Here is a 23,913-nt window from a genome sequence, read left to right as displayed (position 1 = left end):
AACCAGCTAATAGGCTAGCGGTTTTGTGTTAGAATTTAGGGCAATATTTTCCCTAAAAGACAAAAGAATGACAACAGAAAAAGTAATTAGTGCCAGCGTTCAATTTTTTACGATTAGTGAAGATGAAGCGGGGCAGCGTTTAGATAATTTTTTATTGGCAAAACTTAAAGGCGTACCGAAAAGTTTGATTTACCGCATTGTGCGTAAAGGCGAAGTGCGAGTAAATAAGGGGCGAATTAAGCCTGAATACAAACTGCAAGCCGATGATGTAGTGCGAGTGCCGCCTGTGCGTGTGGCGGAGAAAAACGAACCGCAGATTTCCACTAAATTAAATAAAGTGGCAGAGCTAGAAAGCCAAATTCTGTATGAAGATGATTCGATGCTCGTCATTAACAAGCCATCGGGCATTGCGGTGCACGGCGGAAGTGGCTTGAGTTTCGGTGTGATTGAAGCGTTAAGAGCGTTACGTCCTCAAGCGCGCTTTTTAGAGCTGGTTCATCGCATTGACCGTGATACCTCAGGCATTTTGTTAGTTGCCAAAAAACGTTCCGCATTGCGTTCACTCCACGAGCAACTGCGTGAAAAAGTGGTGCAAAAAGATTATTTAGCCTTAGTACGAGGGCAATGGCAGGCTCACACCAAAGTGATTAAAGCCCCACTATTAAAAAACGAATTGGCAAGTGGCGAACGAATTGTACGAGTGAGCGAAGAAGGCAAGCCTTCTGAAACTCGTTTTAGCATTGAAGAGCGTTATACGAATGCAACTCTCGTTAAAGCCTCACCTGTTACGGGTAGAACACATCAAATCCGTGTTCACACCCAATATGCAGGACACCCAATCGCTTTAGACGATAAATATGGCGATAGCGATTTCGACAGCAAAATGAAAGAAGCTGGTTTACACCGTTTATTCCTACACGCTTATTCCATTCGTTTTGAACACCCAAAAACGGGGGAAGAGATGGTAATTACCGCAACGTTAGATAAAACCTTAAAAGGCGTGTTGGCAAAGTTAAGAGCTGAGAAGTAGATTATTATTTCCTCTTTCCTTTTATTAGTAGGGTTGTCAAGTTCTATATCAGTAGGGACAGGTCCTGTGCCTGTCTGCATAGGATATTAATTTACGGGTGGGCACCGGCCCCACCCCTACATACGATCATTATTTATAAAAAAGCAATGCAAATCCATTTTAAAAATTTTCAAAAAAATGACCGCTTGTTAGATTTAACCAAGCCACAAATTATGGGGATTTTAAACTTCACGCCTGATTCATTCTCAGATTCGGGCAAGTTTTTCTCCCTCGATAAAGCCTTGTTCCAAGTTGAGAAAATGCTCAATGAAAGGGCAAGCATTATTGATGTGGGCGGGGAATCTACTCGCCCGAATGCAGCGATTGTAACACTAGAAGAAGAGCTTGAGCGTGTTGTGCCAGTGGTGGAAGCCATTCACAGCCGTTTTGATTGCTTGATTTCAGTCGATAGCTCCAAAGCGGAAGTATTTAGGCAAGCGGCAAAAGTGGGTATGGATATGATTAATGATATCCGAGCTTTAACTGAGCCAAATGCCCTAGAAATGGCGGCTGAGCTTGGGCTACCCGTCTGTTTAATGCATATGCAAGGTAATCCGCAAAATATGCAACAAAATCCAGAATATGATGATGTATTGGAAGAAGTAGCGGATTTCTTAAATCAACGGATTTTTGCTTGTATTACGGCAGGCATTCCCAAAGAGCATATTATTTTAGACCCGGGCTTTGGTTTTGGTAAAACGGTGAAGCACAATTATCAATTACTTAAACATTTTAAAGCCTTTGTAGATTCTGGCTTTCCTGTGCTTGCGGGGCTTTCTCGTAAGTCGATGATTGGGGCGGTGTTAGATAAACCTGTGGAGCAACGTGTGGTTGGTTCTGTGGCTGCTGCCTTGATTGCTGTGCAGAATGGGGCAAAAATTTTGCGTGTTCACGATGTGGCGGAAACCGCCGATATGCTGAAAATTTGGCAGGCTACGATTGACGCAGATAATTAATTTTAGGATTTTTAGGAGTAAAAATGACAACATTAGTTTATGGTATTAAAAATTGCGATACCGTGAAAAAAGCCTTGAAATGGTTGGAAGATAACAACCAAAACCCACAACTTCACGATTACCGTATGGACGGTTTGAATGCTGATTGGTTAGCGGAAATGGAAGCAAAATTCGGCTGGGAAAATTTAGTCAATAAACGTAGCACCACTTGGCGAAATTTAGATGATGCGATTAAAAATAATCTTAACCGTGAAACCGCATTAAAAGTGTTAACCGAGCAATCAACTCTCATTAAACGCCCGATTGTGATTCAAAATGACATTGTCTTGCTTGGGTTTAATGAAAAAGAGTATATGGCTGCGTTTAGCTAATAAACATAAAAATAACCTATTACTTACCCTCTCCCACAAGGGGAGAGAGCATTGGTAAAAATCTCACAAAAAACAACCGCTTGTAATCTTATGAAAAACGAAATTATCTCTCTCGCTCAAAACCTAATCCGCCGTGATTCTATTAGCCCAAAAGATAAAGGCTGCCAACAGGAAATTGCTGAGCGCTTAAGTAAAGTGGGCTTCCAAATTGAATGGTTGCCGTTTGGCGATACCTTGAATATGTGGGCAACTCACGGCACGGAAAATGGTAAAAATGAGCCTTGTATTGCCTTTGCAGGGCATACCGATGTTGTGCCTGTGGGTGAAGAAAGCCAATGGCAATATCCGCCATTTTCGGCTGAAATTGTTGATGGAATGCTTTATGGGCGAGGGGCGGCTGATATGAAAGGATCGCTGTCCGCATTAGTGGTGGCTGCCGAAACCTTTGTGAAAAATAACCCTAATCACAAAGGTAAAGTCGCGTTGCTGATCACCTCTGATGAAGAAGCTGCAGCAAAAGATGGCACGGTAAAAGTGGTAGAAACCTTGATGGCTCGTAACGAAACAGTGCATTATTGTGTTGTGGGCGAACCTTCAAGCGGAAAAGTGCTGGGCGATGTGATTAAAAACGGCAGACGTGGCTCAATTACTGCGGATTTATATATCGAGGGCATTCAAGGACACGTTGCTTATCCACATTTAGCGGAAAACCCAGTGCATACCTCACTTGGCTTTTTAACTGAGCTAACTCAATACCAATGGGATAACGGCAACGAATTTTTCCCACCAACCAGCTTACAAGTAGCAAATATTAAAGCCGGTACAGGCAGCAATAATGTCATTCCAGGCGAACTTTATGTGCAGTTTAATTTACGTTATTGCACTGAAGTAACCGATGAAATCATTAAAGCTAAAGTGGCGGAAATGTTAGCAAAACACGGTTTGAAATACCGTATTAGCTGGAATTTATCGGGCAAGCCTTTCCTTGCAGGTAATGGAAGACTGGTAGAAGCGGCAGTGCAAGCGGTCGAAAATGTGACAAAAATTACACCTCGTTTAGATACCGGCGGTGGTACATCAGACGGCAGATTTATTGCTTTAATGGGAACAGAAGTGGTGGAGTTTGGACCTCTCAACGCCACTATTCATAAAGTGAATGAGTGTGTGAGCGTGGAAGATTTAGCCAAATGTGGTGAGGTTTATCACCACATTTTAGAGAAACTCCTTATCAGAAGATAACAGATATAGGCAGAGAATAATCAATAACCACTCTGCCTATTTTTTATATAGATATTCCACAAAATAACGTTTACACTAGCTGCCAGTTTTTATATTTACAGGAAAATTTTATGCAGCTTTACTCTTATATCTGCTTGCTATTTGGGCTTGCAATGTTTATTTCCTTTTTTACAAGGAAAATAAATGAAAATATTCAAACTACCATTGCGATTACTGCTTCTGCTCTTATTGGTTCTCTCCTTATTCTTACCTTCGGTTCTCTTGGCTGGTTTAACGTTGATCAACTTGCCATTTCTATTTTCGAACAGCTTGATTTCAAAAGTTTCTTATTAAACGGTATGCTAGGCTTCTTGCTTTTTGCAGGTTCACTAGGCATTAAACTTCCGTTAATGAAAGAGCAACATCGTGAAATAGCGGTATATGCGTTAATTTCTACCTTGATTTCTACTTTCTTAATCGGCGGTTTAATTTATCTTATAGCCAGATTATGTGGTTTAGATATTGCCTTTGTTTACTGTTTGTTATTTGGCTCGCTCATTTCACCAACAGACCCGATAGCCGTGCTTGCAATTATCAAAAGCCTAAAAGCGCCGAAACGCCTTTCTATGCACGTTGAGGGCGAGTCTTTATTCAACGATGGTATCGGTTTAGTGATTTTTACTACCATTTTTGCTGTGGCATTCGGTGGGCAAGAGCCGACATTTGGTGGGGTAGTGGGGTTGTTCTTACAAGAAGCGGTAGGCGGTATTTTATTTGGCTTATTAACAGGCTTTATCGCCCATAAATTTATTTCGGCAACCGATGACGGAAGCCTTGAGATTTTAATCACGCTCACTATTCCAACTGTTGGCTTTGTGATTGCGAATTACTTGCATGTTTCAGGTGCATTAACAATGGTGGTAGCAGGGATTATGATTGGTAACTGGACACGCCGTTCAGGTTTTTCCGAACAGAGCCAAAAATACCTTGACCACTTTTGGGAAATGATCGACCATTCTCTTAACTATCTCTTGTTCCTACTTATCGGTTTAAGTACACTCTTGGTTGATTTTACCTTTATTGGCGGTGTGCTGATGCTTGCAGCTATTCCAATCTGTTTGCTTTCTCGCTATATCAGCTTGTGGATTCCATACCAAGTGTTAAAACGTTTCCGCACCTATAACCCTTACACCTTAAAAATTATGACGTGGGGCGGTTTACGAGGTGGTTTAGCATTAGCAATGGCACTTGCCGTACCAACGGGTTCTGCGATGATCTCTAGCTCAGAAGGCAATCTTGATGTGCGAGATTTGATTTTGTTGATGACCTATGCGGTCGTCACTTTCTCCATTCTAGTACAAGGTTCAACCGTTGAGCCAATGATTAAAAAAGCAAAAACGGTTGATCCACGAAGAGTTGCACTAAATAAACTCGGTGGCACTAATGATGTAATTCCGCATATTTAACCGATTGATATAACTGAATAACATATCATTTTGCTAAAGATTATTAGCCTTCTAGACGGCTTTATATTTAAATACCTCTCACATTTATTTGTTGAGAGGTATTTTTTATGTTAATAACAGGAGTATTATGCGGTTTCTTACTCGGTTTCGTAATGCAGAGAGGACGTTTCTGTATTACAGGGGCGTTTCGTGATCTCTATGTAACGAAAAGCAGCCGTATGTTTGTGGCATTTTTAATCGCGATTACAGTGCAATCTATCGGTATTTGGTTGTTATATGAAGCGGGATCTTTTGAGTCTCCTGAGGAAAGCTTACCGCTACTTGCCGTACTTATTGGGGCATTTCTTTTCGGCATTGCATTGGTATTATCTATGCAGGGGGGTGTGCAACAGGAACTTGGTATCGTGCCGGTGAAGGGTTAATTGGTAGTTGGGTCGCCTTAATTGTTTATGGGCTGTTTTCCGCTTCAATGAGAACAGGTGTACTATCCCCTATTAATCAAGAACTAAAAAGTAATGTTATTGAACAACGAACTATTTACGAAACCTTTGGTATTTCACCTTGGATCTTAGTCTTTATTTTAACTGCTGTTACTTTAATATTAACTATTCCTCATTTAAGAAAGCCAAGAGGCAAAACTATTGCCTTAAAACCACGCAAAACAGGCTTAGCCCATACTCTATTTGAAAAACGTTGGCACCCATTTGTAACAGCGGTATTAGTTGGTTTGATTGCGTTATTAGCGTGGCCGTTAAGTAATGCTGCAGGGAGAAATTTTGGTTTAGGTATTACCACACCGAGTGCAAACATTATTCAATACATTGTATTTGGCGATGATAAATTCATTAACTGGGGTGTCTTCTTAGTGTGAGGGATCTTAATTGGCTCATTTATTGCCGCAAAACTCTCAAATGAATTTCGCTTTAGAGTGCCAGATACAACTACAATGTTACGCAGTGCAGGCGGCGGTGCATTAATGGGGATTGGTGCAAGTCTTGCTGGTGGTTGCTCTATCGGTAATGGTTTGGTTGAAACAGCCTTTTCTCTTGGCAAGGTTGGATTTCATTGCCTATTATGATTTTAGGCACATCGGTTGGTGCGTATTTTACTATTATTCGCCCACAACGTTTAAAAGGTTAATTTTTAAGGAGTTATGACTATGAATGTACGTTTACCCGCTTCAGGGCTTGTTTGCCCATTTCCTTTAGTAGAAGCAAAAGCAGCTATGGCAAAATTAAATAAAGGCGATAGCTTAACAATTGAATTCGATTGCACACAAGCAACAGAAGCTATTCCAAACTGGGCAGAGGAAGAAGGTTATGAGGTAACCGATTACCAGCAAATTGGCGATGCACTATGGGAAATTACGGTTGTTAAATAATTTTACAAATACTAAGTAATAAAAAAGCTCTACTTTCGTAGAGCTTTTTCTATGTAATATTTAATCAGGAATTATAGTAAACCTGGCTGACCTAATGCTGGGTCTGTTGCACGAGCTGCGATTGCATCTTCAACAGTCATACCTAATGCTTTAGCAACACCTTCACCATATGCTGGGTCACAAGCATAGCAGTTACGGATATGACGGTATTTGATGAAATCTAACGCATCGCCCATTGCCGCAGCAGTATTGTTGAATAATGCTTGTTTTTGAGCATCGTTCATATTGTTGAACAATACACGCGGTTGGCTGAAGTAGTCTGAATCATCTTCACGGTAATCCCAGTGTGCTGCATCACCGCTGATTTTTAGTGGTGGCTCAGCGTATTGAGCTTGTTCTTGCCATTTACCGAAGCTGTTTGGTTCGTAGTGGATTGTGCTACCGTAGTTACCGTCCACACGACCTTGACCATCACGTGCGTTGCTGTGTACTGGGCAACGTGGTGCGTTTACAGGGATTTGATGGTGGTTTACACCTAAACGGTAACGTTGAGCGTCCGCATAGTTAAATAAACGAGCTTGTAACATACGGTCTGGAGACACGCTGATACCCGGTACTAAGTTGCTTGGTGCGAAAGCAGATTGCTCAACATCAGCAAAGAAGTTTTCTGGGTTACGGTTTAATTCAAACTCACCTACTTCAATTAATGGGTAGTCTGATTTTGGCCATACTTTTGTTAAATCGAATGGGTGGTATGGTACTTTGTCTGCATCAGTTTCAGGCATAATTTGCACATACATTTTCCATTTCGGGAAATCACCACGCTCGATTGCTTCGTATAAATCACGTTGGTGGCTTTCGCGATCGTTTGCAATGATTGCAGCTGCTTCTTCGTTTGTTAAGTTTTTGATACCTTGTTGTGTACGGAAGTGGAATTTCACCCAGAAACGCTCATTTTCAGCATTGATGAAGCTGTAAGTGTGTGAACCAAAGCCGTGCATATGACGGTAAGAAGCAGGGATACCACGATCACTCATTACGATAGTAACTTGGTGGAATGCTTCAGGTAATAATGTCCAGAAATCCCAGTTGTTTGTTGCAGAACGCATATTTGTGCGTGGATCACGTTTAACCGCTTTGTTTAAATCCGGGAATTTACGTGGATCACGTAGGAAGAATACAGGCGTGTTGTTACCAACCATATCCCAGTTACCTTCTTCAGTATAGAATTTTAATGCGAAACCACGAATATCACGCTCAGCATCTGCTGCACCACGCTCACCCGCTACAGTTGTGAAACGAGCAAACATTTCAGTTTTTTTACCAACTTGGCTGAAGATTGCAGCACGAGTATATTTAGTGATGTCATTAGTTACGGTGAAAGTACCGAATGCACCGGAACCTTTAGCGTGCATACGACGCTCAGGAATCACTTCACGTACGAAGTTAGCTAATTTTTCGTTTAACCATAAATCTTGAGCTAATAATGGACCACGTGGACCAGCAGTTAAGCTGTTTTGGTTATCAACAACAGGTGCACCGTTGTTTCTTGTTAAATGTACAACAGGACATTTAGACATAATAGAATCCTCATAAAAAGTAAGATAGGTAATCAATTCGAAAGGAATTATAGTGACTATAGGTTTTTTCGCAATCTATCAGTTTGATAAATTATGACTATTAAAGTTCAATTATTTAATAGTTGATAATAACTATCAGGTATTAAAAATGAGCTACAAGCGGTCTTTTTTGGAGGATTTTTTGCAAATTTGGACGCACAGAGTGTGTGCGTCCTTAGTCGGTTTATTTGCCCAAGTTATCAAAAAATTTCTTCACGCCATCAAAAAAGCCTTCGTGTTTTGGGCGGTGTTGTGCTTTACCCTCTAAACTTTCTTCAAATTGGTGAAGGAGTGCTTTTTGTTCTTCGTTTAAATTCACCGGGGTTTCAATAACCACTTTGCAGATTAAATCGCCGGTGTAGCCGCCTCTGGCACTTGCCACGCCCTTACCACGCACACGGAATAGTTTGCCTGTTTGAGTTTCTGCGGGAATTTTCAGTTTGAGCTTACCATCTAAGGTTGGCACTTCAATTTCGCCACCTAATGCTGCAAGGGTAAAGCTGATTGGCACTTCACAATATAAGTTTGAACCATCACGCTCAAAAATATCGTGTTCTTTAACGTGGATAACAACGTATAAATCGCCTGCCGGAGCGCCGTTCTCACCTGCAGCACCTTCACCTGATAAGCGAAGCTGATTGCCGGTATCCACACCTGCCGGAATGGTAACAGATAAGTTTTTCGCTTTCTGAACACGTCCATCGCCGTGGCAAGAATGACAAGGTTTTTCAATGCGTTTTCCTGTGCCGTGACAACTCGGACAAACCGCTTCTGTTACAAAGAAACCTTGCTGACGGCGAATACGACCAGAGCCGTGACAGTGAGAACAGGTTTCCACCTTGCTCCCTGCTTCCGCCCCTGAACCGTGGCAAGTCTCACATTCCGCCAACGTTTGAATACGAATATCTTTCTTACAACCTTTTACGGCTTCTTCAAGGGTGATTTCGATGTCGTAACGTAAATCATCGCCACGCACCACACGCTGACGGCGACTACCGCCACCGAAACTACCACCAAACATTTCGCTGAAGATGTCTTCAAAGCCGCCGAAGCCACCGCCACCAAAACCACCGAATCCGCCAGCACCGCCGCCGCCTTGTTCAAAAGCTGCGTGTCCATATTGGTCGTACATCGCTTTTTTCTCGCTGTCGGTCAGCACTTCATAGGCTTCTGTAATTTCTTTAAATTTCTCTTCTGACTCTTTGCTACCTTGATTTTTATCAGGGTGATGCTTAGCCGCCAAACGTTTATAAGCTCGTTTGATGTCTTGCTCGCTCGCCCCTTTAGACAGTCCAAGCACTTCGTAATAATCTTTCTTTGCCATAGTTTTTCCGTTATTTTTGCAAAATTTTTGTAAAAAATGACCGCTTGTCATAATTAACTAAGATGGCGCAAGCATCCACGCTTGTGCCAAATGCTGTTCAAAGCACAAGCGTGGACGCTTGCGCTATCAAAACTAACAATGCGGATTCACCGCAATATAAATTTCTACTTTTCCGTTCGCTAAATGTTTTTCAAAATCGGTGGTATAAGCTCTTTTTAGCAATCCTTGCTTAGAACGGTTTTCAATATTTTTCCAAGTCTCTATTAATAATTCTTCTGTGGTTGGTACGATCTCATACCACGCAAAATCTTCCATTAAGATTGGGGTACTATCGTTTTCTTTTTCTGTTGCAATAACCGTTCGGTTAGTTTTGTGATCGTATATTTTATAAAACGGCGGTTGCACAGCTTCCGTTGTTGGGTAGAGTTTTAGCATTTGTAAAATTTTCTTAAAATATGACCGCTTGTTTCTCTGTAGGGCAAATTACAATTTACCCCAGGATAGAATAATACACAAAAGGGGCGAAAGATTTTCGCCCCTACAAGTTACGGAAGATTACTTATTATCTTTCACTTCTTCAAATTCCGCATCTACCACGCCATCATCTTTTGCTGATTGTTGTGGTTGCTCGCCGCCTTGTGCTTTTGCTTGAGCTGCTTGCATTAACGGTTCTGATGCTTTGATTAATGCTTCGATTTTCGCTTCAATTTCCGCTTTGTCTTCGCCTTTTGCAGCGGTTTCTAAGTCTGCAATAGCGGCTTCAATTTTCGCTTTATCGTCTGCATTTAACGTATCGCCGGCTTCCGTGATTTGCTTACGGGTTGCGTGAGCAATACCGTCTGCTTGGTTACGGGCTTGAACTAACTCTTCAAATTTCTTATCTGCTTCTGCGTTTGCTTCCGCATCACGCACCATTTGTTCTACTTCTTCATCGCTTAAGCCTGAAGATGCTTGAATTTTGATTTGTTGTTCTTTACCTGTGTTTTTATCTTTCGCAGACACGTTGATGATACCGTTCGCATCAATATCAAAAGTTACTTCAATTTGTGGCATACCGCGTGGAGCAGGGTTAATACCTTCAAGGTTGAATTGACCTAACGATTTATTATCCGCCGCACGTTTACGCTCGCCTTGTAACACGTGGATTGTTACCGCGGATTGGTTATCTTCCGCTGTTGAGAACACTTGTGATTTCTTAGTTGGAATCGTGGTGTTTTTCTCAATTAGGGTTGTCATTACACCACCCATTGTTTCGATACCAAGTGAAAGCGGAGTAACGTCTAATAACAATACATCTGTTACCGAACCACTTAACACACCACCTTGTACTGCCGCACCGATTGCCACCGCTTCGTCCGGGTTAACATCTTTACGCGGTTCTTTGCCAAAGAAGTCTGCCACTTTTTTCTGTACTAATGGCATACGGGTTTGACCGCCCACTAAGATAACATCGTTGATATCGCTTACTGATAAACCAGCATCTGCTAAAGCTGTTTTTAACGGCTCTAATGAACGGTTTACTAAATCTTCAACTAAAGATTCTAATTTCGCACGTGTTACTTTGATGTTTAAGTGTTTCGGACCTGTTGCATCTGCTGTGATGTACGGAAGATTTACCTCAGTTTCTTGTGCTGAAGAAAGCTCAATTTTCGCTTTTTCTGCTGCTTCTTTCACACGTTGCATTGCCATTGGATCGTTGCGTAAATCAACCGCTTGTTCTTTTTTGAACTCTTCTACTAAGTAGTTGATGACACGGTTGTCAAAGTCTTCACCACCTAAGTGAGTGTCACCGTTGGTTGCACGCACCTCAAAAGTTTGCTCGCCATCAAAGTTATCAATTTCGATAATTGAGATATCGAATGTACCACCACCTAAGTCGTACACCGCAATAGTTTGGTTCTCTTTCTTAGAATCTAAACCGTATGCAAGTGCCGCTGCGGTTGGTTCGTTGATGATACGTTTAACATCTAAACCTGCAATACGACCCGCATCTTTTGTTGCTTGACGCTGTGCATCGTTAAAGTATGCAGGCACGGTAATTACCGCTTCGGTTACCGGCTCACCTAAGAAATCTTCTGCTGTTTTCTTCATTTTTTTCAAGATTTCAGCTGAGATTTGAGGAGGCGCTAATTTTTCGCCTTTTACTGTTACCCACGCATCGCCATTATCTGCTTTAGTGATTTCAAACGGCATAATTTCGATATCACGTTGTACTTCTGCATCTGTAAAACGGCGACCAATTAAACGTTTGATTGCAAATAAGGTATTTTTCGGGTTAGTGATCGCCTGGCGTTTTGCCGGCTGACCTACTAAAGTTTCTTTATCAGTGTAAGCGATGATTGATGGTGTTGTTCTTGCACCTTCTGCATTTTCAATTACGCGTGGTTTATCACCATCCATTACCGCTACGCAAGAGTTTGTTGTACCTAAGTCAATACCAATGATTTTACCCATTTTTGATTCCTCTAGTTATAAATTCAGTTTCAAAAAGAAACGAGATTATTTTCTCGTTCAGACGAAACCATAAATAGGGGCAAAAATGGCGGGTTCAAGGGCAAAAATAAAAAAATTGTAAAATTTTTGCAAAAAATGACCGCTTGCAGCTCCTTAAACCGATTTACAAACCATATCTCAAAACGCTATTATTCAAAAAACTTTATAGGAAATAATATGAAACTTATCACAACCATTATTCAACCTTCAAGACTAGACCAAGTGCGAGATGCTCTTTCAGAAATTGATGTTCAAGGTATGACGATTACGGAAGTAAAAGGCTTTGGCAGACAATACGGGCATAGTGAAGAAGAACTCTCGCAAATCAATACGATTGATTTTCGCCCTAAAATTAAAATAGAAGTATTGGTTTCTAATTACCAAACCGATGCGGTTATTGATGCGATTTTAAATGCATCTTATTCAGGGCAAGTAGGGGATGGCAAAATTTATGTTGCTAATATTGAACAAGTAATCCGTACTCGCACGGGTGAAACTGATGATGAGGCACTTTAGACTTCTTAAATAAGGGAATAATTATGGCATTGCACCGTTGTCCTGAATGCAGAAAGCGTATTAGTGACAGTATTGACAGCTGCCCTCACTGTGGCTTTTCATTCAAAGAAGCTGATTTAGATGTTTACCGAAAGAAATTAGAGCAACGTAGGCTACATAATCAAGAAGTAAATAAAAAAAGTATAAAATTACAATTAATTTGGCTAGGTATTTTTGCAACGGTAATTAGTGTGGCAGTACTTATTGCAAATTAATATCAAGATGCAGAGGAAGATATACATCTGTTCTGCATCTTAATAATTGATCAGTGGCATTTTTTGGAGAAGTTATTTCCTACCATAAACGCAATGAACCCGACTATTAAAGAAGGCACAATTGCGTGGAAGCCTAAAACAGATATTTTAAATATAGTCATTACTACATAACAAGCTAACCCTGACAGCATAGAGCAGATGGCACCGCTTGCATTTGCTTTTTCCCAATAAAGCCCTAATACAATCACCCAAAGGAAAGTCGCTTCTAACCCCCCTAAAGAGAGTAAGTTAAGCCAAATCAACATATCAGGAGGATTCAGTGCGGCAAACATTAAAAACACCGTGAAGGTAAGGGTAGTAATGGTGGAGAATAGTTTAATTTTTTTCTCGTTGTTAATTGCATTCGGTTTTATAGCTAAATAGAGATCCTTAATCAAAGTTGATGAAGATTGAATCAGCATCGAATCAATAGATGACATAATTGCCGCCATTGGTGCAGCGAGGAATATACCTGCAACGACAGGCGGTAATACTTGTACCATTAAGGTCGGAATTACCTGATCCGGCACTTTTAAATCAGGCACAACCGCTCTGCCTAATACGCCTGAAAGGTGCATACCAAACATTAAAATTGCAATAACGATAGTGCCAATAATCATCGCTTTATGCAGAGCCTGGCTGTCTTTATACGCCATACTTCTTACCGCAATATGTGGCAAGCCCACTAAGCCGAAGCAAACCAATACCCAAAATGAAGCCATAAAGGTAAGATCAAGCGGGCGTTCATCAATGCCGTGTGGGGTGGTAAGCTGTGGGTTAATAGCTTCAAGGGTGTTCATCGCATTTTCTACCCCACCTGCGGCATAAATCACACCGCCGAGTAAAATGATTGTGCCTACCATCATTACCAAGCCTTGAATGGTATCGGTTAGCACAACCGCTCTAAAACCGCCGATAAAGGTATAAAGCCCGACAGTCACGGCAAAAATCATCACCGCTGTTTGGTAAGGAATGCTGAGTGTGGTTTCAAGCAAGCGACCGGCACCGATAAATTGCACCGTCATCATTGCAAAAAAGGAAAGTAATAAGGCTAGTCCTGCAATCCAAACCACAAATTTGTTTTGATAGCGGGCAAGCAGCATATCATTAATGGTGACACTATTGTGCTTGCGGGCAAGTAAGGCAAATTTTTTGCCTAATGCACCGAGTGAGAGCAATACGGCAGGGACTTGAATCATTGCCAGTAACACCCAGCCTAAACCGTATTTATAGGCAGCACCCGGCCCACCGATAAAGGAACTTGCCCCCACATAAGTGGCGGCGGTTGTCATTGCTAACACAAAACCCGACATTGAACGCCCACCGATGTAGTATTCCGAGATAAAACTACCACCTTGGCGTTTACGGTAAGCATAAAACGCCACGCCAAACACAAAAATTAAATAAGCAATCAGCGGTAAAATCATTTTACTATTCATTATTCACCTCAAGATCGATATTTTTATACACTTTTTTCACTACAATAGTGGCAATTAAGCTAAATAGTACGGGTAAGAAAATGCAAGAAAGTTCAAACCAAATCGGAAAGCCGAAAATGCCTCTGCCTTGCGGTGAAAAGTAAGCAAAACCTACCCAGCCGAGCAGATAAATCAGCGTAAGCAACACAGCCCAACGTGCTTCTGTTGTTAATTGTTGATACATAAAGTCTCCTTAAAATATAAAAAGAACCTCGCAAATGCGAGGTGTGTCTAATATTGCCATTTGTCAGGATCAATGCCTAACTCACGCATTTTTTGTTTTGCCTCTTCAGGGATTTCATCTGCCCTGTCTTTCATCAAGTCTTCATCATTCGGCAAAGGCTGACCGGTAAAGGCGTGCAAAAAAGCCTCGCACAATAATTCGCTGTTGGTTGCGTGACGAAGGTTTTTGATTTGGCGACGTGTGCGTTCATTGGTTAAAATTTCCAATACTTTAATTGGAATTGAAACCGTTACTTTCTTGACTTGCTCGCTTTTTTTGCCGTGTTCTGCATAGGGGCTGATATATTCACCGTTCCAATCTGCCATTTGATTACTCCTTTATGATTTGCTTGTATTGTAATCAAAAGCGAAGCATATAACAATCTAGACGTCTAGATTTCTAAAGGAAATCGTATTTTATTTTGTATTTTTAATGAACTCCGTTAAAATGACCGCAATTTATTCCCCAAAAGGCAAACTTATGAAAGTATCATCATTAAAACAACTTTTTGTTGTACTCAGCGTGGCGGTTTTAACCGCTTGTTCTTCAAGCATTAATCCTGAAACAGGCGTACGAGACGACCCATTAGAAGGCTTCAACCGTGCAATGTGGAAAGTAAACTACGACTATTTAGACCCTTATGTATTAAAACCTGTCGCAAAAGGCTGGAAAGACTATGTACCAAGCCCAGTTAAAACAGGTTTAGTGAATGTAGCAAATAACTTAGATGAGCCGGTGAGTTTTATTAACCGCTTACTTGAAGGCGAAGGCAAGAAAGCAATGGTTCACTTCAACCGTTTCTGGATCAACAGTATCTTTGGTTTAGGTGGTTTAATTGACTGGGCTAGCCTAGATGATGGATTACGCCTCGATAACGGGCAGCGTGGCTTAGGCGAAAGTTTAGGGGCAAATGGTGTGCCTTCTGGCTCTTACATTATGGTGCCGGCTTACGGTGCAACCACACCACGTCAAGGCATTGGTAGTGCCGTTGAAACGGGTTACTCGGTGCTTACTTACGTTGGCACGCCTTGGTCGGTAGCTAAATATGTGGTGCAAGGTATCGACACTCGCTCTAAATTACTGGAGCAAGATGCGTTGTTAGAACAAGCACAAGATCCTTATGTAACCTTCCGTGAAGCCTACTTCCAAAACTTAGAATTCAAAGTAAAAGATGGCAATGTTGAAGCAAATCAGCAAGAACAGCTGTCTGAAGAAGAGTTGAAAAATATTGATTAATCTGTAGGGGCGGGTCCTGTGCCTGCCCTAAATTTATCCTTAACATTCGGGCGGGCACAAGACCTGCCCCCTACATATTTAAAAAATGAAAAAACATATCCACATTTTAGGTATTTGCGGTACTTTTATGGGTGGGGTGGCGATGATTGCCCGTGAACTTGGCTACAAAGTAACAGGTTCAGATACCAATGTTTACCCGCCGATGAGTACCTTTTTAGCCGCTCACGGCATTGAAATTATTCCCCATTATGACATTAGCCAACTCCTGCCAGCCCCTGATTTGGTGGTCATCGGCAATGCGATGAGCCGTGGTAATCCGTGTGTAGAATATGTGTTGGACAACCAACTCAATTACACCTCCGGCCCACAATGGCTGCACGATCATTTGCTCAAAGACAAATGGGTACTGGCGGTTTCCGGCACGCACGGTAAAACTACTACAACAGGAATGTTAGCGTGGATTTTAGACCAAAACGGCATTGATACCGGCTTTTTAATCGGCGGCGTGGCAGGCAATTTTGGTATTTCTGCCCGAGCAGGCAGTAGCAAATTCTTTGTGATTGAAGCGGACGAATACGATTCCGCCTTCTTCGACAAACGCTCCAAGTTTGTGCATTACACACCGAAAACGCTGATTATCAATAATATGGAATTTGACCACGCCGATATTTTTGATGACTTAAAAGCCATTCAACGCCAATTCCATCATCTTGTTCGTACAATGCCACAAAGCGGTTGTATTTTATCAGCTATGGCTGATCAAAACGTGCAAGATACGCTCAAAATGGGCAGTTACAGCCAATTACAATTTATTGGCGAACACAATGAATGGTTTGCTAACCCCCTAAATGCCGATTGTTCACAGTTTGAGGTGTTTCACTTAGGCGTTAAAAAAGGTGAGGTGCGTTGGTCGATTATTGGTAAGCATAATATGCACAATGCCTTAATGGCGATTGCCGCCGCTCACCACGCTGGGGTTGAAGTGCAAGGGGCTTGCGAGGCATTAGGCAAGTTTGTGAATGCCAACCGCCGTTTGGAGGTGAAAGGCGAGGTAAACGGCATTACCGTTTATGATGATTTCGCCCATCATCCAACCGCAATTGAGGCGACCATTGATGCCCTGCGTGGTAAAGTCGGGAAAAACCAACGCATTTTGGCAGTGTTAGAGCCTCGTTCAAATACAATGAAAATGGGCGTGCATAAAGATGAAATAGCCCCTAGCCTAAGTGATGCCGAAGCGGTGTTTGTTTACCAGCCCGATATTATTGCGTGGAGTGTGAGCGAGATTACTAATGCGTTATCACAACCGGCGTATTGGTCGGCAAATATTGATGATTTAGTCGATCTCGTCGTCAAAGAAGCCAAACCAAACGATCATATTTTAGTGATGAGCAACGGAGCATTTGGCGGCATTTATCAGAAACTACTTGCCAAATTAGCGAATAAATAACCCTTACAAGCGGTAAAATTTTCACAAAATTTTACCGCTTGTTTGTATTGCCTTTCTATTTTTTGTGATCTGCATCGAAAAATTTAAAATCATTTCTGGATATTCATACATATTTTATTGAAAATAGCGACTAATATCCCTACCAATAAACAGAATGAAATATGAACGATTTAATTATTTATAACACGGAAGACGGCAAAAGTAATGTAGCCTTGTTAGTGGTTGAAAATGAGGCTTGGCTAACACAAAACCAGCTCGCAGAACTTTTTGACACCTCTGTTCAAAATATAGCCGAGCATATCAAAAATATCTTAAAAGACAATGAGTTAGATGAAAATTCAGTTATCAAGGATTATTTGATAACTGCCCAAGATGGTAAAAACTATCAAGTAAAGCACTACTCGTTAGCAATGATTTTAGCAATCGGTTTTCGTGTGCGTAGCCCAAGAGGAGTGCAATTTAGAAAATGGGCAAACAGAACATTACGTTCCTATCTGGATAAAGGCTTTTTAGTGGATACGGAACGGCTAAAAAATCCTCAAGGGCGGCTAGATTACTTTGATGAATTGCTCGAGCAAATTCGAGAAATTCGAGCCAGTGAACTGCGGTTTTATCAAAAAGTACGAGAGCTATTTAAATTATCTAGTGATTACGATAAAACAGATAAAAATACTCAAATGTTCTTTGCAGAAACGCAAAATAAGCTGATTTACGCAATTACTAAACAAACAGTAGCCGAACTGATTTGCCAAAGGGCTGATGCCACAAAAGCGAATATGGGTTTAATCAGTTGGAAAGGAAAAATTGTTCGCAAGGGTGATATTATTACCGCTAAAAATTACTTGAATAATGATGAGTTGGATTCTTTAAATCGTCTGGTAATGATTTTCCTTGAGAGTGCGGAATTAAGGGTTAAAAATAATCAAGATTTAACATTAGGATTTTGGCGAAGAAATGTAGATATGCTGATTGAGTTTAACGGCTTTCCTGTATTAGAAAATGGCGGAACAATTACGCATAAAAAATGGAAAGTTTTGCCAGAGAACAATACGAAAAATTTGATATTCAGCGTAAATATCTAAAACAGCAGGAAGCGGAGCTTGAAGATCTAGAGGAACTAGAGAAGTTAGAAAAAGGGCTAAAACAGTAAAACACAAGCGGTAAAATTTTCACAAAATTTTACCGCTTGTAACCTTATTTTCTATACCGTTCATCCGTCAATGTTTTTAAAAACGCTTCCAATGCTTCAATTTCTTCATCAGTGAGCGGCTTGGCTTTTAATTTATCGTGAGCGATGGTGGCTTCAAATTCTGCTTGTTGCCATGCTTTGCCGGTTTCAGGGTTGATTTTTCGCTCGGGGTTATTGTAGCTGTCTAAAAAGAGCAAAACGGTTTTTAGCTCTTTAAATACGCCGTTGTGCATATAAGGGGCGGTTATGGCAATGTTGCGTAAAGTAGGGGTTTTGAATTTGCCTTTTTGTTTTTCATCGCCTTTTACATTTGGGTTTTCAAACAAGCCTAAATCAACAAAATCTAGCGGGAAGCCGTTCACTTCAATCAATTTTGGGTTGCTTGGCACGCCTAAATTATAGTAGTGATAATTGCTAAAGGTTTCTTCTTTATGATCTTTACTTTGCAATTGATGGCAACTACTACAATTAGTTTGAGATTTATTGAAAAATAAATTTCTGCCTTTTTCTTCCAATGCAGTTAATTGTACCTCGCCTTTTAAAAACAGGTCGTATTTTGAATCAAAGGGAGCGAGCAGCTTGTTTTCTTGTTGGAATGTCGCAATGGCATCTTCCATTGCCGCATAAACGCTTTCATAACTTTCCCATACCTTTTCGCCGTAAAATTGCCCTAAAAATCGTTGATACATCGGCACATTATATAATCTTTGGGCTACTGCTAATTTGTTCGGCATTCCCATCTCATTTGGGTCGATAGGCGGCATACCGGCTTGCTCGGCAAGGTTTTTGGCTCGCCCGTCCCAAAATTGCCCACCAATATATTCTTGACTTTGTTCATCAAAGTGGAAATCAGGCGAGTATTTTGCATAAAGCATAGTAGGAGAGTTACGTTTGCCGAATTTGGTTGGGTCATCGCCTTGTGAAACCACGCCTTTTGCCGGAGTAGTGCGGTTATCAATAAAGGCATAATCTGGGTTATGGCAACTTGAGCAATTTTGCGAGCCGTTATGCGATAGCATATTATCAAAAAACAGAATCTGCCCGATTAAAGGTTTTGTCATTCCGCCTGTGGGCATAACACGATGCTGTTTTTCTAAGGCAAAGCCTAAGTTTGTTATGCATACTCCTAGTACTAACATAGTTATCGGATGTTGTAACATTCGTTTCCTTAATCTATCACACTGTTAAACATAGACAGTTAGTCTATTTTAGTTAGTAGAAATTTACAATTAATTTACTGAACTGTTGAAGAGAGTATTAAGACAAATTGTAGAGGTTTTGATAAAATATTAAAGATTTTGTTAGGGGCTGTCCTAGATAACGACTAAAACTTCCATTTAGGTTAAGATAACCCTATGAGAAAAAGTCGTCTAAGTCAGTACAAACAACATAAACTCATAGAGCTGTTTGTAGCAGGCGTAACCGCTCGAACAGCCGCAGAGTTAGTGAATGTAAATAAAACCACCGCAGCCTATTATTTTCACCGTTTGCGATTGCTCATCTATCAATACAGTCCTCATCTATAAATGTTTGAGGGAAAAAGTGAAGCCCGATAGCATTGTTTACACTGATTTTTATCGAAGCAATGATGTGCTTGATGTGAGTGAATTTAACCATTTTCTCCTCAATCACAGCACACACTTCGCAGAAAATCAAAATCACATTAACGGAATTGAGAATTTTTGGAGCCAAGCGAAACGTCATTTACGCAAATTTAACGGTATTCCGAAAGCTCATTTTGAGTTGTATTTGAAGGAATGCGAATGGCGTTTTAATCACAGTGACTTAAAATCTCAAATATTCCTTTTAAAACAATTACTTAAGGGGAATTTAGGTTAGTTATCTAGGATAGCCCCTAAAAGTTTAAAAAACAGTAAAACAAACACGAAAATTCATTATTTTATGGCACTGTTTTTGCTTGTGCCGCTAGTGAATTTATTTAATCATCATTGTTGTGAGGAAATCTATATGAATCATATTTATAAAGTAGTTTTCAACAAAGCTACTGGCACTTTTGTGGCGGTCGCAGAGTTAGCCAAATCCCAAGGCAAGAGTAGCACCACTACCGTCGGCAGTGCCAAGCCTGACATTATCGGTCGGGCATTTCGCCTATCAACGCTCGTGATGAGCCTAATGACGATACAAGGAGCATGGGCAGCGATTGGGGTTGCTTCCCCAGTGTTAGTTAATACTGATAGCTTGACAATTGAGCCACTCATGTACTCTGCTGATATGAGCAATCAAGTTGTTGCCATTGGCGAATCATCACTAGCCTATAAGCAAGGAACAGAGCCCCCTGCAACTGGTGACCCAGATAAAGGTGGTACAGCGGTGGGTCATTCTTCAAAAGCCCAAAAATCAGGCTCAGTGGCACTAGGTGGCAATGCTGATTCACAAGCGGTAGATGCTGTGGCAGTAGGTAGACAGGCACAAGCCAAAGCCAAAGACAGTGTTGCCATCGGTGCTGATGTACAGACTAATGGCGATAACAGCCAAGCTATCGGCACAAATGGCACAAAAACCAATGGAGAAAGCTCAATTGCATTGGGTAATGGGGCGACAACAGGGCAGTGGACACCTGCTAGAATTGGTAATTCATTAGTCGCAGGCAACGCCGCCGCCACCGCTGCCATCGCCATCGGTAAAGACAGTACCGCCAGTAACAACAACGACATTGCCATCGGTCAAGATGCAGGCAAAAATTTACGCCCACGTGGGGTTGATATCACAAACAATACACCTGACGGCACAACCATTGCTTTTAATGGTCAGTCTATGCCTGTTGCTACAGCTGAAGCAATTGCAAAAGCTTTTGGTAATAATCGAAACCAGCAAGCAGTCAATAACCTAAACCCTGCAACAGGTGCTAATATCAGCATCGGTAAGTCAGCAGGGCAAAATGGCATGGGGCGTAACAATGTCGCCATCGGCAATAACGCAGGTCAAAACCACTATGGCGAGGACAGCGTAACCTTAGGTACTGGGGCGAATAACTTTCTAAATAAAAAAATCGCCGATGGTTCAACTGAGACAATCACAGGCACCAATATGGTGCGTGCCAGACAGACCGTCGCCATCGGTAACAACGCAATGACCTTTGGCGAGCGTTCCATCGCAATGGGCTACAGTGCCAAAACCGAAAGCCTAAAATACACCCAAAATAATCAAGAGAAATACACCAATCCAGAGGCTGCCATCGCCATCGGTCAAAATGCCACCGCTCAAGGTTATTACAGTGTCGCACAAGGCGTTGGTGCAAAAAGCCAAGGCAGTCATGATATTGCTATCGGTAGCGGCGCTCGGACGTTAATTATTGAAAATAATGGTCAAGGCAGTAGCAACATCGCCATGGGTCAAAATGCCTTAGTGGGCTATGGTAGTAGAGGGTCTAACATGGCGATTGGCTCTAATGCCAAAGTCGTAGGGGTAGGCTCAAACAACTCGTTTGCCATGGGTTCAAACTCGACCACCATGGGTAATAATCTCAACGTTGCCTTGGGTGTAGTGAACACCACCTTTGGCGACCGCTCCAATGCCATCGGTAACCGAAACTACAACGCAGGGGGCTATGACAGTGCCGCCGTCGGTGCGTATAACATCATCAATACTGGTAATGCTAATGCTGTCGCAGTAGGCTCGGGCAATGTCGTAGGTAGCGTATATGCCACCGCGATTGGTAGTGGGGCGATGGTCTTTGGGGCAAACTCTGGCGTATTCGCCTCGGCAGCTCGTAATGCCAACGTGGACGATAACACCTACAATGCCGATACATCTTTGGTTGATAAAATGGGCTCATCAAGCATTGTCGGCGGTCAGGATAACTTTGTCATCGGTAACAACAATGTCGTCGGCAATACATCAAACAACAATATGGTGCTGGGCAATCAGATTGAGATTGGTGCGGACAAGGCGACGCTTACCAAAGTGGACTTGGTACGCATCAATGTCAAAGATGCAGATGGCAACTACTCAACGCTTGCTTTGATTAAAGAAGGCAATGGTGATCAGGCGACTTACTATGAGTATGATAAAAACGCCAAAGCCAATGGCTATAAAAAAGTCGGTGCTGCCGCTGTTATCTCTCCAGTTAACGGTAAAAGAGCAGAGCAAACGGCTGATGGCAAAACCATTATTTATGCCACCGAAACTTCTTTTGTGGAGTTTTTCCCCAATTTTGAGGGCGTTAAGGCAATTCAAAACGCTGTCGCCATCGGTCAAAATGCAGGTGTTGGGGCGGATGATACCATCGCTATGGGTCATGATGCACAGGCGACAGGCTCAACCTCTCTTGCGATTGGTACAGGAGCGAAAGCCACAGGTATCCAGTCCATCTCTATCGGTACCAAAAACCGTGTAACTGCGAACAACGCAGGTGCCATCGGTGACCCATCGTTCGTTGAGGGTGCAGACTCGTACAGCTATGGTAACCATAATGTCATCTCAAGTAGCGCAAACAACGCCTTTGTCATCGGTAACAGAAACGAAATGGGCGGTACAGCAACTTATAATGACGATGGCTCACTTCCAGATAATACAACAATCTCATCAAATCTGGCTGGTAAAAGCTCTGTCGCCATCGGTAATAATAACCGCATCACTTCAAATAACACCTATGTACTAGGTAGTGGCATCAACACCGTCGACCGTGAACCGTATGGCAGAGGAGGTCTAAATGGCACCATCGAAAACTCAGTATATCTGGGCGATGACTCACACGCCAAACCAGGCACCGCTACCGTTAATGCGGCAGGCGAAGGCTCGCTTAAAAATGACCGATTGAATTCAGCACGCCCAAGCACTACCAGTACAGGTGGTACAGGTGCGGTAAATACAGCCACAGTCAATGGCATTACTTATGGTGACTTTGCAGGTGAAACCCCTGTCGGTATCGTAACTGTGGGTACAGGTGGTGCTGAGCGCCGCATTCAGAATGTTGCAGCTGGTTTGATTGCAAAGGATTCTACCGATGCGATTAACGGCTCACAGTTATATGCAACGATAAGAGATGGTCAGTGGGGTTTATTTGCCAACGGCACAGCAGATAGCAATAAAGTTGGTAATGTGAATTGGGGTGATAAAGTGAATTTTACCTCAGCGGACGGCTCTGTAACCATCAAGCCTACCAAAGAAACAACAGATGGCGTAAGCACGCTTGACTTTAAAGTTAAAGTTAATGTGCCATCAGTGGAAACTACTACTCTAAGCCATATTGATGGTGCGGTGAATGCTCCTGCTGATGCGGATAAAAACAAATTCGTTACCGCTGAAAACATTGCTAATGCCATTAACAACTCAGGTTGGAAGTTAGATGTATCACAATCAGAAGGTGAAGCAGTTGGCACAGGTGAAGAGCTGATTAACCCATCAGACAAAGTAACCATTGATGCAGGTAAAAACATCAGTATTACCCAAGCAGGTAGCAGAATTAGTATTGCAACCGCTGATGATGTTGAGTTTGAAAGCGTGAAAACCAATAGCTTAGAAATACCAACTGACAACGGCAGCTCTGTGAAGATTGACAACAACGGCGTTGATGTTGGTGGCAATGTAATCAGCAATGTGAACAGCGGTCTTAATACGAAAAATGTTGATACTAAGCCAACTGGCAAAGGTTCAGAAGGTACAAGTGAG

The 23,913-nt window shown here is 41.9% G+C and carries 19 protein-coding genes and 3 pseudogenes; 14 read left to right on the top strand and 8 right to left on the bottom strand.

The window, feature by feature from the left end:
* The first annotated feature begins 67 nt into the window (after positions 1 to 67).
* The 7 genes and pseudogenes from rluC to ACERCG_RS07035 all read left to right on the top strand — a co-directional run bounded on the left by rluC (position 68) and on the right by ACERCG_RS07035 (position 6,461).
* Positions 68 to 1,030, top strand: a complete 963-nt coding sequence (rluC, locus tag ACERCG_RS07065) for a 23S rRNA pseudouridine(955/2504/2580) synthase RluC (protein ID WP_373611345.1) — start codon at positions 68 to 70, stop codon at positions 1,028 to 1,030.
* Positions 1,031 to 1,176: 146 nt separating this feature from the next.
* The gene (gene folP / locus ACERCG_RS07060; protein WP_373611344.1) at positions 1,177 to 2,025 is read left to right on the top strand and encodes a dihydropteroate synthase; all 849 of its coding nucleotides are present in this window, start codon (positions 1,177 to 1,179) and stop codon (positions 2,023 to 2,025) included.
* A gap of 23 nt (positions 2,026 to 2,048) precedes the next feature.
* Positions 2,049 to 2,396 carry an ArsC family reductase gene (locus ACERCG_RS07055; RefSeq protein ID WP_373611343.1) on the top strand — a complete coding sequence of 116 codons (348 nt, stop codon included), beginning with the start codon at positions 2,049 to 2,051 and terminating at the stop codon, positions 2,394 to 2,396.
* Between the two features lie 90 nt (positions 2,397 to 2,486).
* Positions 2,487 to 3,635, top strand: a complete 1,149-nt coding sequence (gene dapE, locus ACERCG_RS07050) for a succinyl-diaminopimelate desuccinylase (RefSeq protein WP_373611342.1) — start codon at positions 2,487 to 2,489, stop codon at positions 3,633 to 3,635.
* A gap of 110 nt (positions 3,636 to 3,745) precedes the next feature.
* On the top strand, positions 3,746 to 5,080 hold the full coding sequence (locus ACERCG_RS07045) for a cation:proton antiporter (protein ID WP_373611341.1): 1,335 nt from the start codon (positions 3,746 to 3,748) through the stop codon (positions 5,078 to 5,080).
* A 107-nt stretch (positions 5,081 to 5,187) separates the two neighbouring features.
* Positions 5,188 to 6,220 (top strand): annotated as a pseudogene (locus ACERCG_RS07040) (YeeE/YedE thiosulfate transporter family protein).
* A gap of 19 nt (positions 6,221 to 6,239) precedes the next feature.
* Positions 6,240 to 6,461, top strand: coding sequence for a sulfurtransferase TusA family protein (locus ACERCG_RS07035; protein ID WP_025235204.1), 222 nt, complete (start codon positions 6,240 to 6,242; stop codon positions 6,459 to 6,461).
* 71 nt (positions 6,462 to 6,532) lie between these two features.
* Here ACERCG_RS07035 and ACERCG_RS07030 read toward each other — a convergent pair whose 3' ends face one another.
* From ACERCG_RS07030 to dnaK, 4 genes are all read right to left on the bottom strand, one after another.
* Complete coding sequence (locus ACERCG_RS07030) at positions 6,533 to 8,041, bottom strand: catalase (protein WP_373611340.1); 1,509 nt, start codon at positions 8,039 to 8,041, stop codon at positions 6,533 to 6,535.
* 223 nt (positions 8,042 to 8,264) lie between these two features.
* Positions 8,265 to 9,404 (bottom strand): molecular chaperone DnaJ, encoded by a 1,140-nt coding sequence (dnaJ, locus tag ACERCG_RS07025; RefSeq protein WP_373611339.1) that lies wholly within the window; start codon positions 9,402 to 9,404, stop codon positions 8,265 to 8,267.
* A 132-nt stretch (positions 9,405 to 9,536) separates the two neighbouring features.
* Positions 9,537 to 9,839: a hypothetical protein gene (locus ACERCG_RS07020; RefSeq protein ID WP_373611338.1), complete on the bottom strand. Its 303-nt coding sequence runs from the start codon at positions 9,837 to 9,839 to the stop codon at positions 9,537 to 9,539.
* Between the two features lie 120 nt (positions 9,840 to 9,959).
* On the bottom strand, positions 9,960 to 11,858 hold the full coding sequence (gene dnaK, locus ACERCG_RS07015) for a molecular chaperone DnaK (RefSeq protein WP_373611337.1): 1,899 nt from the start codon (positions 11,856 to 11,858) through the stop codon (positions 9,960 to 9,962).
* A 216-nt stretch (positions 11,859 to 12,074) separates the two neighbouring features.
* Here dnaK and ACERCG_RS07010 point away from each other — a divergent pair, with 216 nt between their 5' ends.
* Both ACERCG_RS07010 and ACERCG_RS07005 read left to right on the top strand, forming a co-directional pair.
* The gene (locus tag ACERCG_RS07010) at positions 12,075 to 12,413 is read left to right on the top strand and encodes a P-II family nitrogen regulator (protein ID WP_373611336.1); all 339 of its coding nucleotides are present in this window, start codon (positions 12,075 to 12,077) and stop codon (positions 12,411 to 12,413) included.
* Between the two features lie 23 nt (positions 12,414 to 12,436).
* A complete protein-coding gene (locus ACERCG_RS07005) occupies positions 12,437 to 12,667 on the top strand; it encodes a zinc ribbon domain-containing protein (RefSeq protein WP_373611335.1) in 231 nt (76 codons plus the stop codon).
* A 50-nt stretch (positions 12,668 to 12,717) separates the two neighbouring features.
* Here ACERCG_RS07005 and panF read toward each other — a convergent pair whose 3' ends face one another.
* From panF to metJ, 3 genes are read right to left on the bottom strand one after another with little or no spacing between them, the layout of a single operon-like run.
* Complete coding sequence (gene panF, locus ACERCG_RS07000; protein WP_373611334.1) at positions 12,718 to 14,145, bottom strand: sodium/pantothenate symporter; 1,428 nt, start codon at positions 14,143 to 14,145, stop codon at positions 12,718 to 12,720.
* Positions 14,138 to 14,368, bottom strand: coding sequence for a YhdT family protein (locus ACERCG_RS06995; protein WP_154703798.1), 231 nt, complete (start codon positions 14,366 to 14,368; stop codon positions 14,138 to 14,140). Before ACERCG_RS06995 ends, panF begins: the two co-directional genes overlap by 8 nt.
* 47 nt (positions 14,369 to 14,415) lie before the next feature.
* Positions 14,416 to 14,733, bottom strand: coding sequence for a met regulon transcriptional regulator MetJ (gene metJ / locus ACERCG_RS06990; protein ID WP_373611333.1), 318 nt, complete (start codon positions 14,731 to 14,733; stop codon positions 14,416 to 14,418).
* Between the two features lie 154 nt (positions 14,734 to 14,887).
* Between metJ and ACERCG_RS06985 the strand changes: the two genes are divergently transcribed.
* The 3 genes and pseudogenes from ACERCG_RS06985 (at position 14,888) to ACERCG_RS06975 (ending at position 18,243) form a co-directional block, all read left to right on the top strand.
* Complete coding sequence (locus ACERCG_RS06985) at positions 14,888 to 15,643, top strand: VacJ family lipoprotein (RefSeq protein ID WP_373611332.1); 756 nt, start codon at positions 14,888 to 14,890, stop codon at positions 15,641 to 15,643.
* An 85-nt stretch (positions 15,644 to 15,728) separates the two neighbouring features.
* Positions 15,729 to 17,093, top strand: a complete 1,365-nt coding sequence (gene mpl / locus ACERCG_RS06980; RefSeq protein WP_373611331.1) for a UDP-N-acetylmuramate:L-alanyl-gamma-D-glutamyl-meso-diaminopimelate ligase — start codon at positions 15,729 to 15,731, stop codon at positions 17,091 to 17,093.
* A 161-nt stretch (positions 17,094 to 17,254) separates the two neighbouring features.
* Positions 17,255 to 18,243 (top strand): annotated as a pseudogene (locus ACERCG_RS06975) (virulence RhuM family protein).
* A 44-nt stretch (positions 18,244 to 18,287) separates the two neighbouring features.
* On the opposite strand, the gene ACERCG_RS06970 reads toward ACERCG_RS06975, so the two are convergent.
* A complete protein-coding gene (locus ACERCG_RS06970; RefSeq protein ID WP_373611386.1) occupies positions 18,288 to 19,358 on the bottom strand; it encodes a cytochrome-c peroxidase in 1,071 nt (356 codons plus the stop codon).
* 279 nt (positions 19,359 to 19,637) lie between these two features.
* Between ACERCG_RS06970 and ACERCG_RS06965 the strand changes: the two are divergent.
* Positions 19,638 to 20,121, top strand: a pseudogene (locus ACERCG_RS06965) (IS1595 family transposase).
* A gap of 129 nt (positions 20,122 to 20,250) precedes the next feature.
* A partial coding sequence (locus tag ACERCG_RS06960) for a beta strand repeat-containing protein (protein ID WP_373611330.1) occupies positions 20,251 to 23,913 on the top strand: 3,663 nt, incomplete at its 3' end.

The sequence above is a fragment of the Mannheimia sp. E30BD genome, assembly GCF_041807785.1.
In the GTDB taxonomy this organism is placed as follows: domain Bacteria; phylum Pseudomonadota; class Gammaproteobacteria; order Enterobacterales; family Pasteurellaceae; genus Mannheimia.
This window is presented reverse-complemented; position numbering and strand designations above follow the sequence as displayed.

Coding starts and splice junctions, on each gene's coding strand:
- panF (WP_373611334.1), bottom strand. CDS start 14,145: ATGAATAGTAAAATGATTTTACCGCTGATTGCTTATTTAATTTTTGTG.
- mpl (WP_373611331.1), top strand. CDS start 15,729: ATGAAAAAACATATCCACATTTTAGGTATTTGCGGTACTTTTATGGGT.
- ACERCG_RS06985 (WP_373611332.1), top strand. CDS start 14,888: ATGAAAGTATCATCATTAAAACAACTTTTTGTTGTACTCAGCGTGGCG.
- folP (WP_373611344.1), top strand. CDS start 1,177: ATGCAAATCCATTTTAAAAATTTTCAAAAAAATGACCGCTTGTTAGAT.
- ACERCG_RS07035 (WP_025235204.1), top strand. CDS start 6,240: ATGAATGTACGTTTACCCGCTTCAGGGCTTGTTTGCCCATTTCCTTTA.
- rluC (WP_373611345.1), top strand. CDS start 68: ATGACAACAGAAAAAGTAATTAGTGCCAGCGTTCAATTTTTTACGATT.
- ACERCG_RS07030 (WP_373611340.1), bottom strand. CDS start 8,041: ATGTCTAAATGTCCTGTTGTACATTTAACAAGAAACAACGGTGCACCT.
- ACERCG_RS07055 (WP_373611343.1), top strand. CDS start 2,049: ATGACAACATTAGTTTATGGTATTAAAAATTGCGATACCGTGAAAAAA.
- ACERCG_RS07020 (WP_373611338.1), bottom strand. CDS start 9,839: ATGCTAAAACTCTACCCAACAACGGAAGCTGTGCAACCGCCGTTTTAT.
- ACERCG_RS07005 (WP_373611335.1), top strand. CDS start 12,437: ATGGCATTGCACCGTTGTCCTGAATGCAGAAAGCGTATTAGTGACAGT.
- ACERCG_RS07010 (WP_373611336.1), top strand. CDS start 12,075: ATGAAACTTATCACAACCATTATTCAACCTTCAAGACTAGACCAAGTG.
- ACERCG_RS06970 (WP_373611386.1), bottom strand. CDS start 19,358: ATGCCCACAGGCGGAATGACAAAACCTTTAATCGGGCAGATTCTGTTT.
- dapE (WP_373611342.1), top strand. CDS start 2,487: ATGAAAAACGAAATTATCTCTCTCGCTCAAAACCTAATCCGCCGTGAT.
- metJ (WP_373611333.1), bottom strand. CDS start 14,733: ATGGCAGATTGGAACGGTGAATATATCAGCCCCTATGCAGAACACGGC.
- ACERCG_RS06995 (WP_154703798.1), bottom strand. CDS start 14,368: ATGTATCAACAATTAACAACAGAAGCACGTTGGGCTGTGTTGCTTACG.
- dnaJ (WP_373611339.1), bottom strand. CDS start 9,404: ATGGCAAAGAAAGATTATTACGAAGTGCTTGGACTGTCTAAAGGGGCG.
- dnaK (WP_373611337.1), bottom strand. CDS start 11,858: ATGGGTAAAATCATTGGTATTGACTTAGGTACAACAAACTCTTGCGTA.
- ACERCG_RS07045 (WP_373611341.1), top strand. CDS start 3,746: ATGCAGCTTTACTCTTATATCTGCTTGCTATTTGGGCTTGCAATGTTT.